Consider the following 12890-nt stretch of genomic DNA (forward strand, 5'->3'; position numbering starts at 1 on the left):
AGCGTAGCGCGAGCCGGGGAAAAGTGGAGGCTGTATTGCGCGTTGTTTCCCCGGAGGCGGCGCTTGACGCGCCTTGTCCGGGCTACCGGCCCGTGCAATCGGGTAGCCCGGCTAAGCGCAGCGCGAGCCGGGGAAAAGTGGAGGCTGTATTGCGCGTTGTTTCCCCGGAGGCGGCGCTTGACGCGCCTTGTCCGGGCTACCGGCCCGTGCGATCGGGTAGCCCGGCTAAGCGTAGCGCGAGCCGGGGAGATAAATCGCGCTAGCCTTCCAGCTTCAGTTCCACATTGCGCTTGAGCACCAGGCGCATCAGCAGGTAATAGACCACGCCAACCGCCAGCCAGCTTAGCCCCAGCACCTTGGCCTGCGCGTCCATTTCATAAATAACAAAGCCGATAATGCACAGGCCCACCACCGGGAACAGCAGGTGTACCACCAGATTGCGCGATTTCTGGCGAATGATGTAATGGTTTATCACGGCGATATGCAGCACCAGGAAGCCCATCAGCGCCCCGAAGTTCACCAGACGGCTGAGGTTATCGATATCGCCATAGAACCACAGGCCGGAAGCCAGCGAAATCAGCGCCACAAACAGGGTGCTGACGTAAGGCGTTTTCAGCCGCGGATGCACTTTCGCCAGCAGCTGCGGCAGCTGCTTGTCGCGCGCCATCGCAAACAGAATACGCGACACGGCGGCCTGCGCCACCAGGGCGTTAGCAATCCCCCAGGAGATCACCGTCGACCACATGGTGACATACTTCAGCCAGCCGCCGCCCGCCAGATTCGCGGTATCGTAGAAGGCGGTATCGAGGCTGCTGAACGTCATGCCCTGCGCCAGATCGGCGGCAATCCACGTTTGCAGGATAAACAGCGAACCGACCAGCATCAGCGCGCCCAGCGACGCCTTACCCACTGTATCTACGCCGCCTTTCGTTTCCTCTGACAGCGTGGAGATCCCGTCGAAGCCGAGGAACGAGAGCACGGCGATGGAGACTGCGCCCATCACCAGCGGCAGGCTGAACTTATCGGCGTTATAGAGCGGGTCGAGGGTCAGATGGCCCGCTCCGGCGCCGGAGTAGAGCGCAATCAGCCCCAGCACAACGAACACCGACAGCACCACGATCTCCGCGATCAGAATCGTATTATTGGCGCGCGCAGTAAAGGTAATGCCGCGCAGGTTAATCAGGCTGTTAATCGCGATAAAGCCGACAATCCACATCCAGCCCGGCACGCCCGGCAGCATGGGCGCCAGCGCCGCCGCGCTGACGATATAGAGCAGCGACGGCACCAGAATATAATCCAGCAGGATCAGCCAGCCGGCAAAAAAGCCGACAATGGGATGAATACCGCGCTGGGCATAGGCATATACCGAGCCGGAAACCGGAAACGCGCGCGACATCGACCAGTAGCTCATGGCGGTAAAGAACATCGCCACCATACCGATAAGATAGGCCAGCGCCACCATGCCCTGCGCGCCGTCCCAGACGTAGCCAAAGACGCCAAACGGTGCGATGGGCACCATAAAAATCATCCCGTAGACCAGCAGATCGCGGAACGTCAGCGCCCGGTGCAGCTCCTGCTTATAGCCAAATTGTTCAACGCTCATGCCTGCTCCCCTTCAATTCGCAAGGAGAGCTGTTCAACCACTGATTTCGGTAAGGCATAGCGGCAGGTTTTCAGCGGGTCGACTACCTGACAGATTTGCAGGTCGCCCGCAATGCTCAGGATGCTGATGGCGTCCCCCAGCGTCAGGGAGGTATTGTCGGCGATAAAATGCGCCATATTGCGGGTAGCCATGGCGGCGGCATCATCGAGGGTCAGCGCCGAGGCGAGGGTAAACAGGGTCTCGCTGTTTTCGAGCATCGGCAGCGGCAGCTTGCGGTTTTTGACCACCGTCAGTTCGACCAGCACTTCGCCGGGAATTTCCAGACCGCAAACCGAGACTTCGCCATCGCCCATCGCGGCGTGTAAATCCCCCAGCCCGAACAGCGCGCCGGGAACGTTGACCGGCAGCCACAGGGTGCTGCCGGCGGTAATCATTTTGCAGTCCATATTGCCGCCGTGGCTATCCGGCGTGCCGCAGGAGATGGCTTCCCCGGCAGGCGCGACGCCGATCACGCCGACCATCGGATTAAGCGGGACGCGCACGTTGCCGGGCAGTATGGCATGGTCGTTTTCAATCGGGACGATAGTGACCTTCGGAGCATCTAGCTCGTCGCCAATCACCCCCAGCTGCGGTGCGGTGACCATCACCGCCTGATTGCTGCTCAGGGTAATGCGTTTGATGGTCACCTTGAGCGCATCGCCCGGCTCGGCGCCCTCGACGTAAACCGGCCCGGTCGCCGGGTTAATTCGCTGCCAGTCCAGCTCGTTGAACACGGCATCGGCGGAGGTGATTTGGTCGGAGAAGCAGTCGCAGGTTTCGAACAGCACTTCACTGCCGCTGCTGACGGTAGCGACAGGAGTGTTTTCGCGCGACATGGCGTAAACCACTCGGTCTTTGGTTATTTTCATGACATTCATCCCGGTTATATTGTTGTGATTTTTATATTTAGAGTTTCCCGTATAGGGAATGAGTGAATGTATCGGGATTATTATGGGAAGGCAATCAGGTCAGTTTTTTCAAAAATAAATGGTATATATTTGCTGGTGAATCATGCGGTTAGCTATATTGGTGGGGTTTTCTTATATGCTGGTTATTTAGCAAAAAACTTTTTGTTATTTTGGCTTTAGTGGTCATTCGCTAATTGTTTACTGCCCTGGGGTTATTATCCAGCATATTACGCTGCTGCGTGCGGCAGTAGGATTATTTATATATGCGGTGATATGAGCGCATTATAAGGTCTTAGGTGTAGGGAGAATAGAAATCCCGGAGGCGGTGCTTGACGCGCCTTGTCCGGGCTACCGGCCCGCAGACGACGGGGAACCGGTAGCCCCGGTCAGCGCAGCGCCGCCGGGGAATTTAGCTTAGGCCAGCTTACGTTTCTGCCCGGCGATCGCGCCGATTAACGCCTGCACCTGCTTCTGCTTGCGCGCCGACAGCTTATGCAGCTGGCGCAGCGACTCTACCAGTTCCGGCTCCGGCTGCTTCGCGGTAATCACGATACAGCCTTCCATCACTTTGATATCAATTTTGGTGCCGGTGGCAAAACCGGCAGCTTCCAGCCACTGTCCTTTCATGATAATCGCCGGGATACGCTGGCGATCTTCAAAGCGGCTCGCGTAACTGACGGTGCCTTTACGGTTATTTTGCGGGGAGACTTCTGGATCGGTGAATTCTGCAATAGAATGCGGGGTAGTCATGATGGCTATTTCCTGTGAATAGTGATTGTGATTAGCGAGGCGCTCGTGTTGCAGCACGGGCGTCTTGCGTTAAATACCTGGATATATCATCAGGGAAAAGAAGAAAAGTCCAGCTGAAAATGAATGAAAATAACGGCGGGGATAAAGGGAAGGATTATTTCTGGTGATGGGAATAAAGCGGCTATTTAGCCGCTTTATTGGTTTATGAAGGGCGGGTTAATTGATGGCTGCGTCGGTGAGGGCGTCGGCCAGGTGGAGCTGGGTTTGTTGGGCGGATTTAATTTTGACTTTTAAAATATTTAGCATTGATTCTAATGAATGAACATTATCAATAATTTTCTGTTGTTCATTTAAAGGTGGTACCGGTAATAACTTTTTCTTTAAATCTCCTAGCAATAGGTTATTAATAGCACTACCACCAGATTTTTTCTTTAATGCTTCACTTTGTGATTGAAGATATAAGTATAGATATAAATTCAAAATGTATGGCTTTGTTGGTTTTATAATGGCCACACTCTTTTGAAATGTAGTTCTGCTGGCTAATTCAGCATTTTCAACTAGAGCAAGCTTTCCGATAGTGGCACCTGTATTAACAAGACAGATATCGCCTTCTTTTAAATCGGTTCTTTGATGAACTTCTTCAAATTGATCTTTATCTATCTGGCGAGCATGTTCATATGATAACTTTCCTTCTTGAATATCTTTTGCGGATAAAAAGTAATACCCAGAATTATCGTGATTTAAGCAATCGCCATGTTTCCCATCTGTAATTAGATTAGTTACATCCTGTAGGTAACTCCATTCCCACCCATCCGGCAGCTCAAACGGTTTTTCCTCACCGCTAATCGGCGGCAACGGTTTTTGTTTTTTAATTTTCCCGTCTTTCACCAGTTGCGCTTTTTCCTGCGCAATACGTTTGAGCAGTTCAGAGGCCGGTTCGTCGTTCGGATCCTGCGGTACCAGTTTGCCCATCACCGCCAGTTGCAGAATGGTCTGTTTTAAGGCGTCAATGCTGGCTTCGGTGGTAAATAGCGTGTCGAAATGTTCGCTGATACGCGCCCAGTTTTCGGCCAGTTCATCGGCGTTCTGGCTGTTGGTTAGCGTGGTCAGCAGGGTTTCAACCAGCTGCTGATGGGCGTCCAGACTGGTCAGGGAATGCTGCTCCAGTTGGTCGCAGAGGGACATGAGAGCAGTAAGTTTTACAACAATTCGATATTGTTCTGCCAACGGTGGAAGTGCCATAACCGTATTACGTAAGGTGCTTAGTGATACAAAAGGCTGAACTCCACCAGAAGATATATTTCTCAACACTAAGGATAAAGACTCCAGCACACATCTTAAATATTCTGGAACAGATAGATCTTTGCTATAGTATTTAAATAAAGCAACATTTTTTATTGAGAATTCATTTTTAGTATCAACAATAGCAGGATTTCCAATACTACCAATCATAGCAAAGAGAATATCATTGAATTCTACAAAAGAGCGCTCTTTAATTTTTTCATGTGCCTCTTTGCTTATAAATTTAATATCATCAAAATTCAGTTTTCCAGAGGATAAATTTTTACTTGTGACCAATGGATAGCCTTCTGATTGATACTTAGGAGTATCATGCGTTCCATCTCTTACATCATATATTTCTACAAGACGCGCCCATTCCCACCCAATCGGCAGCTCAAACGGTTTCTCTTCCCCGCTAATCTCCGGCAGCGGCTTCTGTTTTTTAATTTTCCCCTGCTTCACCAACTCGGCCTTTTCCGCTGCAATGCGTTTCAGCAGCTCCGACGCCGGTTCGTCGTTCGGATCCTGCGGCACCAGCTTGCCGCGCACCGCCAGCTCCAGAATCAGCTCGCGCAGCTTCTTAATGCCGTACAGGTCGATCTTACCCGAGCTGCCGCGCCCCGCCGTGGAGCGGGTTTGCAGCGCCGTGGTCCAGGTGTCGATATGGTCGACAATCAGTTTTTCCACCGCCATCAGTTGGCCTCCTTACCGGAGAGCGCCGCGCCGAGGATATCGCGCAGCTGGTGGCGCAGGGTCTGGATTTCTTCCTGTTGTTTGGCGTACTGCGCCAGCAGTTCGTCCGGATCGTGGCTGACGGTTTCCGCCTGGTGCGGGTTTTTGATATCGAGGTTAAAGTTGCGGGCAATCACCTCGTCGATGCTGACCTTCCACGCCTGCTCGTTCTCGACGCGGCTGGCGAAGCCGTCGGCCTCGTTGCCCCACCAGTCGATCTCGGCCTGGAACTCCTCAAACTTCATCGGCTTGGTTTTGCTGTAGTTCTTCACGCCCGCCGGGTACGGGTGCTCGTAGAACCAGATGTCTTTGGTCGGCTGGCCTTTGGTAAAGAACAGCAGGTTGGTTTTGATCCCGGTGTACGGGTTAAACACGCCGTTCGGCAGACGCACGATGGTGTGCAGGTTGCACTCCTCGGTGAGCAGCTTTTTGATTTTGGTTTTCACACCTTCGCCAAACAGCGTGCCGTCCGGCAGCACCACCGCCGCGCGGCCGTTTTTCGCCAGCACTTCAACGATCAGTTGCAGGAACAGATCCGCCGTTTCGCGGGTCTGCATCTCTGCCGGGAAGTTCTTCTCAATGCCGTCTTCTTCGGTGCCGCCAAACGGCGGGTTGGTGACAATCACATCCAACTGTTCATCCCACGACGACAGCGGCTTGTTGAGGGTGTTGTCGTGACGGATTTGCACCGGCACTTCGATACCGTGCAGCAGCATATTGGTGGTCGCCAGCAGGTGCGGGAGCTGTTTTTTCTCTACGCCGTGGATCTGCTGTTGCAGCGTCTGGTGATCGGCCACGCTCTTCACGTAGTTGTTTTTGACGTGATCGAATGCGCAGGCGAGGAAGCCGCCGGTGCCGCAGGCCGGATCCATAATTGACTCGCCGAGCTTCGGATCGACGCGATCGACCATAAAGCGGGTCACCGCTCGCGGGGTGTAGAACTCACCAGCATTGCCCGCCGATTGCAGATCTTTGAGGATCTGTTCGTAAATGTCGCCGAACAGGTGGCGCTCGCTGGCGCTGGTAAAGTCGATTTCGTTGAGCTTGTTGATCACCTGACGCAGCAGGGTGCCGTTTTTCATGTAGTTATAGGCATCGCTGAACGCCTGCCTGACCACAAAGCCGCGCGGGTTCTTGTCGATAGGCGCGGTGAGGTTTTTCAGCGTCGGGAACAGGTCGTCGTTGACGAATTCCAGCAGGGAATCACCGGTAATGCCCTCGGCGTTCGCCGCCCAGGTGCGCCACAGGTAGCGCTGCGGGATCGGGTACTGATAGTTATCCTGCTCCAGTTCCAGCGCCTCTTCCTGGGCGTCGAAGATTTTCAGAAACAGCAGCCAGGAGAGCTGGCCGAGGCGCTGCGCATCGCCGTCCACGCCGGCGTCTTTGCGCATAATGTCCTGTAATGATTTGATAACCGAGCTGATTGACATGATGTGTTCCATGTTTCATTAACAATAAGGCCTTCTGCTACGCGGTGGCAGCAGAAGGCGCAAAAGGGGAGTGGTTACGCGGAGCGGGGCGGTAGGTGGTAGATTTCGCTCTCCAGCTCGCTGATGGCCTGATTATACCCGTTACGGTCGCCGAATCCGCTTTTAATGATCTCCGGCAGCGTACCCATGCTGTCGAACGGCTTGAGCTTCAGCACCTGAATACTCTCTATTTCCTGCACGCCCGCGTCGGCGTATTTATCCAGCAGCGTGTTCAGCACCGCCTGCGCGGCGTCGGAGTATTTGGTGAAGTAGTTGCGCTTGCGCACGTTCTCCGCCCGCTCTTTGCGGGTTAACGGCGGCTGACCATACACCACGTGGCACAGCATGTCGAACGGGTCGAGATCTTTACCGACCTCTTCCGCCAGTACTTCCCAGATAATCCCCTGCTGCTCCAGCTCCTTGATGATGGCCTCCTTGCGCTCGGCGCCCTGCCATTTGCGGGTGAAATCATCCAGCGAGGCGTACTCTTTGAGCAGCGTTTTGCGGGTGTAATCTTTGAAGGATTCGGTGACCAGCTTGCCGTCGGCGTCGTAATACTGCACGCGCTGGGCAATTACGCCGACGGCCACGCCGTTGACGTGAAACTTGCGCACTTTGTTCTCGTCCTCTTCCGGCAGCGGGCCGACATCGCCGGAATCGGTGACGGTATACGGGGCGGGATCTTCATCGGCACCGGTGATGTCGTTTTCGGTCTCTTCTTCGTGTTCGTCGAACTGCTCTGCAAAATCAGACTCCGGGTCGGCGATATCTTGCGGCGTGGTGTCCATCACCTTTTCCGGGATGCCGTCGAAGCGCTCGTCGGCGAACAGTTCGGTGGCCTTTTTGAAGTCGAGGATGGTGAACCATAGCTTGCCGTAGCGTTCATCGATGCGGGTGCCGCGACCGATGATCTGCTTGAATTTGGTCATCGACTGAATATTTTGGTCCAGCACCACCAGTTTGCAGGTTTTGGCGTCCACGCCGGTGGTCATCAGCTCGGAGGTGGTGGCGATAACCGGATACTCTTTTTTGGGGTTAATAAAGTTATCCAGCTGGGCTTTACCGATGTCGTCATCGCCGGTGATTTTCATCACGTACTTGTCGTTTTTTTTGACCTGTTCCGGGTTGAGATTGACCAGCGCGCGGCGCATCCGCTCCGCGTGATCGATGTCGTTACAGAAGATGATGGTTTTATCCATCGGGTTGGTGCGCTTGAGGTAATCGGTAATGGTTTTCGCTACCAGTTCGGTGCGCTCATCGATCACCATCGTGCGGTCAAAATCTTTCTGGTTGTAGATACGGTCGTCGATCAGCTCGCCGTTTTTATCCGTCTGGCCTTTGGTCGGGCGCCAGCCCTGGAGATCGACGTCGATGTCGACGCGCACCACTTTATAGGGAGCAAGGAAGCCGTCTTCGATACCTTCTTTCAGCGAGTAGATATACACCGGGTCGCCGAAGTAATCGGTGCTGGAGACTTCATGAGTCTCTTTCGGCGTGGCGGTTAAGCCAACCTGCGTGGCGGCGCTGAAATAGTCGAGGATTTCGCGCCACGCGCTGTCTTCCGAAGCGCTGCCGCGATGACATTCGTCGATGACAATCAGGTCAAAGAAATCCGGCGCTACCTGTTTAAAGGCTTTTTGATCTTCTTCCGGGCCGGTGATGGCCTGGTACAGCGCGAGGTGGATTTCAAAGGCCGGGTCGATGGTGCGCCCGGTGACCTTGGTCATCGCCGTGCCAAACGGCAGGAAGTCGTTGTTTTTGGTCTGATCGACCAGGATATTGCGATCGGCGAGGAACAGGATCCGCTTCTTACTTTTCGCTTTCCATAAGCGCCAGATGATCTGGAAGGCGGTATAGGTTTTGCCGGTGCCGGTTGCCATCACCAGCAGAACGCGGTTCTGCCCGGCGGAAACGGCTTCAATCGTTTTATTGATGGCCTGTAGCTGGTAGTAGCGCGGCGCTTTGCCGCTGCCGTCGTCGTAGTAGTCCTGAGTAATCACCGGAAGCTGGGCTGCGGTGTAGCCTTTCCAGACGCAGAGCTTGTGCCAAAGTTCGGCTGGGGATGGAAATTCGTCAAGGGTAATACTTTTTTCGAGCAACTCGCCTTCGGCTGCCGTGGCATCGCGGAAAATAAAACCGTCGCCATTGGTGGCGAAGACGAACGGAACGTCCAGCAGTCGCGCGTACTCGATGCCCTGCTGCATCCCCTTGCCGATTTCATGTTTGTTGGCTTTGGCTTCAATGACCGCCAGCGGAATACCCGGCTTGTGATACAGCACGATATCGGCGGATTTCACCGTTCTGCGCGCTGCAACCTTACCGCGCACGATGACCTTACCATCCCGGAGTTTGACCTCCTGTCGGATTTGCGTTGTGTCGCTCCAGCCAGCATCAAGGATGGCGGGCATAACGCGTTTGGTGATGATGTCTGCTTCCGTCAGGGTACTCAGGTTCAGGTCAGCCATTGGGGATTCTCATCAAATAGCGATGCGCAAATTCTACACACAAAATCAGATGAAATCATTACACTCTATGTGCATTATTTGTCTTAAGTCTCTGTTTTAGATGAATTCGTGGATCCTGTACTCAACATATAAGGTTTTAATATGGAAATTATTAAGATTTGGAAATCCTTTCTTAAACATTTCAAACAGAAAAAATTAGACTCTGCGGTGGTTATCTACGGAGCGATCGCCATCTATTTAATTCCCTATAAATTTCCGTTGAAAAGTTACCTGGTTGCGTTTCTTTTTATATCTATTTTAATCTTCGCTTGCACTCAAGAGTCTCGGCTTAAGGAATATATTGGATTTTTTGTGCGTACATGTAATGACCATTTTCTGACTCGGTTTGCGGGTATTCTATCGCTAACTGCATGGTCAATTTTTTTGCTTTTATTGTTGTCTGCTAATGTGTTTTTAAATACCATAACGTATTGGTTAGCGATTTTATTTTCGCTCCTCATCCTCATTAGCAGTATTTTGACGATTTTAGATATTGTCAGAAATAATACAGCAAAGACTCTTGAGATAATCAGTCTGGCGGTTACTTTGTTTTCAGGTGTATTTGCATTTGTCAGTAGCTATTCAGCCAGTATTTTCTGGCAAATTAGTAACCTGGAGCTATCGTCCTCTCCATGGGTAGAGTATTGCTGGAAAGCCACGGCATATCTTATGTTTTTCTTGTGGTTATCACAGCCAATTTGTTATGGATTGTTTATCATTTACGGTGATAAAGCGAAAGGGTATCGAATATTTACATTAACCGGTGCCTTTATTATGTCAGTTTTTTTGTTTCTACTTGTTCCTAAACTGTTTGGTGATGCTGCTTATTATGTGTTAAACAGAACCATCAATTTTGAATGGCGTGATGAAGCAAAATGCGGCGATCTAAAAGTGAAGAATAAAAATGAAAAATACTTTGGCTTTAATACTGATAAATATACCGTTTTTTATTCAGATAAAAATGATAAATGGGGTTTCTATGAGCTTACTTGCCAAAAAGGCAGTAACAGGAAAGATTTTTATGCAGTCGAGTATTTACCTGAATATAATATTCCCGCGTGGTTAAAATAATAGAAACGTTTTCCCCGGAGGCGGCGCTTGACGCGCCTTGTCCGGGCTACCGGCCCGCAGACGATGGGGAACCGGTAGTCCCGATTAACGCAGACTCACTCCATCGCCACTTTCACCGCTTCCCCCAGCTGAACCATCACCTCTTTATGCTTCTCGATCGGCGGCAGGGCGCAGTTGATCCTTAAGCAGTTGCGATACTTCCCGGATGCTGAAAACAGCGATCCCGGCGCGACCTGGATTTTCAGGCGGCACAGCTGCTTCGCGACGCAGACCATATCCACCTGCTCCGGCAGCTCGACCCACAGCATAAAGCCGCCTTTCGGGCGGGTAACGCAGATCCCGCAGGGGAAAAACTCCCGCAGCCAGCAGGTGTAGATCTCCATATTACGCTGGTAGATCTGCCGCATCCGCCGCACGTGGCGGTGATAGTGGCCTTCGCGAATAAAGTTACAGGCCGCCAGTTGGGTGGAGGGGACGTTGGTGCCGCTGGCGGCATATTTCATCTGCAGCAGACGATCGTAATAACGGCCGGGGGCAATCCAGCCGATGCGCAGGCCGGGAGCGATGGTTTTGGTAAACGAACTGCAGAGCATCACCCGTCCGTCGATATCCCAGGAATGGATGGTGCGCGGGCGCGGGTATTCGGTCGCCAGTTCGCCGTAGATATCATCCTCAAAAATAACGATATCGTGGCGCTGGGCGAGGCACAGCGCCGCCCGCTTGCGGGCATCCGGCATGATAAATCCCAGCGGATTATTGCAGTTAGGGACCAGGATCACCCCTTTGATCGGCCATTGATCGAGCGCCAGCTCTAACGCCTCGATGCTGATCCCGGTTTCCGGATCGGTGGGGATCTCGATGGTTTTTAACCCTAATCCGCGCAGCATCTGCATGGTGCCGTAGTAGCAAGGGGATTCGACGGCGACGATATCGCCGGGCTGGCACACCGACAGCAGCGCCAGCGACAGCGCGCTGTGGCAGCCGCTGGTGAGCACCAGATCGTTGGCGGTGACCACCGATCCGCCGTCGAGCATCAGGCGGGCGATCTGTTCGCGCAGCTCGCGACGCCCGGCCAGCTCGTCGTAGTTCAGCACTTCGCTAAGGTTGTGCTGGATTGCCCGGCTCAGCTCGCGCCAGATAGGCTTCAGGCTCGGCTGAGTGACGTCCGGCGAGCCGCCGCCGAAGGGGATAATCGATTTGTCGTGGCGGGCGTCGAGCATGGTCAGTACCTGATCCCACTGGGTGATCTCGACGGGGCGCTGGACCGGACGCGACATCGGCGGTACCGGCGGCTGGGCTTTACGCGGGGCCACGAAATAGCCGGATCGCGGCTGCGGCACGATCAGCTGCTGCTGTTCCAGCATCTGGTAGGCCTGCTGAACGGTACTGATGCTGACACCGTGTTCCTGGCTCAGGCTGCGTACCGACGGCAGCTTTTCGCCGGGGCGATACAGCCCCTGTTCGATGCGTTCTGCCAGCAGGCTGGCCAGATGTTGATAGCGGGTCATGCTGTATCCTTGATCGTCGCCATACAGATCAATAAACCAGTACAGATTGGCGGTAAAAATGAGGTCTGCTGTACGTTTTAGCGAATCTGTATGTTAAAGAAAAGTATTTTGTGAATCTGTATTGTTTAGCCCCGGATCCGTGAAGATAAAGCCTCTGGCAAGGTGAGGAGGTAGAGGATGGAATTTCACGAGAATCGGGCAAGACAGCCGTTTATCGGCTTCGTATTTCTGGCGCGGATAATCAAAAAATGGTGGCTTCGTGAACAAACGCGCAGGACATTGCAGCGTATGAGCGACGAACAGCTAAAAGATGTCGGGCTGCGTCGGGATCAGATCAATTAAAAAATGCGATTTATTCCCTGGCATTTCCCCGGAGGCGGCGCTTGAAGCGCCTGTCCGGGGGGGCTACCAAACCGCGCAGTTCTGTAGCCCCGGTAAGCGCAAGCGCGACCGGGGATAATACATTCATAGAATTTATCAATTCATGCTTATCCACTCTTCGTTTCTTGATACTTATCGTGATAAGTATTATTTTCCTTAGCGTTAAGTGAGGAAAAAAGATGACCGAAGACGACCTGTTTGCCCGCCGCCCGATGGGCATGCGCATGGCGATGGTGGTGCGCCAGTGGCGCGCGATTATTGATTCTGCCATTACCGACACCGGCCTGACCCAGTCAAGCTGGACGGTGCTGATGCAGCTGCATCAGTTGGGGGATAACGTCTCGGTCAGCGAGCTGGCGGAGGTGCAGGGCATTGAACTGCCGCCGCTGATGCGCACCCTCACGCAGCTGGAAAAGCAGGGCTATCTGCTGCGTTCTACATCGCCTTATGACAAACGCATACGCCTGCTGACGCTGACAGCGGAAGGCCGCGCTATTCTGGAGAAGCTGAACCGCGTGATTGAGACCTATCAACAGCGCGTCACCGAAACCCTCCCTGAAGCGCAGCTCGCCGCCTTTAGCGCCACGTTAAATCAAATCGCCTGCAATCTGCGGACTATCCGCGAAGAAGATAACAAGATCTAA

11 protein-coding genes are annotated in these 12890 nt (G+C 53.2%); 4 read left to right on the top strand and 7 right to left on the bottom strand.

The genetic code is table 11. The features are described from left to right. The first annotated feature begins 35 nt into the window (after positions 1-35). Entirely contained in the window at positions 36-263 is a 228-nt protein-coding gene (locus tag IYV58_RS03300) for a hypothetical protein (protein ID WP_195729422.1), read from the top strand. On the opposite strand, the gene IYV58_RS03305 is transcribed toward IYV58_RS03300, so the two are convergent. The 6 genes from IYV58_RS03305 to hsdR all read right to left on the bottom strand — a co-directional run bounded on the left by IYV58_RS03305 (position 260) and on the right by hsdR (position 9247). Next, complete coding sequence (locus IYV58_RS03305; protein WP_142445093.1) at positions 260-1603, bottom strand: APC family permease; 1344 nt, start codon at positions 1601-1603, stop codon at positions 260-262. The two genes, IYV58_RS03300 and IYV58_RS03305, sit on opposite strands and share 4 nt — an antisense overlap. Next, positions 1600-2511, bottom strand: a complete 912-nt coding sequence (locus tag IYV58_RS03310) for an acetamidase/formamidase family protein (protein ID WP_195729423.1) — start codon at positions 2509-2511, stop codon at positions 1600-1602. Before IYV58_RS03310 ends, IYV58_RS03305 begins: the two co-directional genes overlap by 4 nt. Positions 2512-2964: 453 nt before the next feature. Next, the gene (symE, locus tag IYV58_RS03315) at positions 2965-3300 is read right to left on the bottom strand and encodes an endoribonuclease SymE (protein WP_049075177.1); all 336 of its coding nucleotides are present in this window, start codon (positions 3298-3300) and stop codon (positions 2965-2967) included. 216 nt (positions 3301-3516) lie between these two features. Further along, positions 3517-5274, bottom strand: a complete 1758-nt coding sequence (locus tag IYV58_RS03320; RefSeq protein WP_195729424.1) for a restriction endonuclease subunit S — start codon at positions 5272-5274, stop codon at positions 3517-3519. Next, a complete protein-coding gene (locus IYV58_RS03325; protein WP_119834586.1) occupies positions 5274-6743 on the bottom strand; it encodes an N-6 DNA methylase in 1470 nt (489 codons plus the stop codon). The genes IYV58_RS03320 and IYV58_RS03325 overlap by 1 nt, the downstream gene beginning before the upstream one ends. A gap of 74 nt (positions 6744-6817) precedes the next feature. Next, positions 6818-9247, bottom strand: a complete 2430-nt coding sequence (gene hsdR, locus IYV58_RS03330) for an EcoAI/FtnUII family type I restriction enzme subunit R (protein ID WP_195729425.1) — start codon at positions 9245-9247, stop codon at positions 6818-6820. A 141-nt stretch (positions 9248-9388) separates the two neighbouring features. Here hsdR and IYV58_RS03335 point away from each other — a divergent pair, with 141 nt between their 5' ends. Further along, entirely contained in the window at positions 9389-10357 is a 969-nt protein-coding gene (locus IYV58_RS03335) for a hypothetical protein (RefSeq protein WP_195729426.1), read from the top strand. A 95-nt stretch (positions 10358-10452) separates the two neighbouring features. Here the strand turns inward: IYV58_RS03335 and IYV58_RS03340 are convergent, their stop codons facing one another. Then, positions 10453-11865 (bottom strand): aminotransferase-like domain-containing protein, encoded by a 1413-nt coding sequence (locus IYV58_RS03340; protein WP_087828879.1) that lies wholly within the window; start codon positions 11863-11865, stop codon positions 10453-10455. A 177-nt stretch (positions 11866-12042) separates the two neighbouring features. Here IYV58_RS03340 and IYV58_RS03345 point away from each other — a divergent pair, with 177 nt between their 5' ends. Both IYV58_RS03345 and IYV58_RS03350 read left to right on the top strand, forming a co-directional pair. Then, positions 12043-12207, top strand: coding sequence for a DUF1127 domain-containing protein (locus IYV58_RS03345; protein WP_004098259.1), 165 nt, complete (start codon positions 12043-12045; stop codon positions 12205-12207). Between the two features lie 218 nt (positions 12208-12425). Then, entirely contained in the window at positions 12426-12890 is a 465-nt protein-coding gene (locus IYV58_RS03350) for a MarR family winged helix-turn-helix transcriptional regulator (protein ID WP_004128530.1), read from the top strand.

The sequence above is a fragment of the Klebsiella sp. BDA134-6 genome, from assembly GCF_015601345.1.
Classification (GTDB): domain Bacteria; phylum Pseudomonadota; class Gammaproteobacteria; order Enterobacterales; family Enterobacteriaceae; genus Klebsiella; species Klebsiella grimontii.

Excerpts from the sequence above, each read along its gene's own strand:
- IYV58_RS03305 (WP_142445093.1), bottom strand. The coding sequence starts at position 1,603 with ATGAGCGTTGAACAATTTGGCTATAAGCAGGAGCTGCACCGGGCGCTG.
- IYV58_RS03310 (WP_195729423.1), bottom strand. The coding sequence starts at position 2,511 with ATGAAAATAACCAAAGACCGAGTGGTTTACGCCATGTCGCGCGAAAAC.
- symE (WP_049075177.1), bottom strand. The coding sequence starts at position 3,300 with ATGACTACCCCGCATTCTATTGCAGAATTCACCGATCCAGAAGTCTCC.
- IYV58_RS03320 (WP_195729424.1), bottom strand. The coding sequence starts at position 5,274 with ATGGCGGTGGAAAAACTGATTGTCGACCATATCGACACCTGGACCACG.
- IYV58_RS03325 (WP_119834586.1), bottom strand. The coding sequence starts at position 6,743 with ATGTCAATCAGCTCGGTTATCAAATCATTACAGGACATTATGCGCAAA.
- hsdR (WP_195729425.1), bottom strand. The coding sequence starts at position 9,247 with ATGGCTGACCTGAACCTGAGTACCCTGACGGAAGCAGACATCATCACC.
- IYV58_RS03335 (WP_195729426.1), top strand. The coding sequence starts at position 9,389 with ATGGAAATTATTAAGATTTGGAAATCCTTTCTTAAACATTTCAAACAG.
- IYV58_RS03340 (WP_087828879.1), bottom strand. The coding sequence starts at position 11,865 with ATGACCCGCTATCAACATCTGGCCAGCCTGCTGGCAGAACGCATCGAA.
- IYV58_RS03345 (WP_004098259.1), top strand. The coding sequence starts at position 12,043 with ATGGAATTTCACGAGAATCGGGCAAGACAGCCGTTTATCGGCTTCGTA.
- IYV58_RS03350 (WP_004128530.1), top strand. The coding sequence starts at position 12,426 with ATGACCGAAGACGACCTGTTTGCCCGCCGCCCGATGGGCATGCGCATG.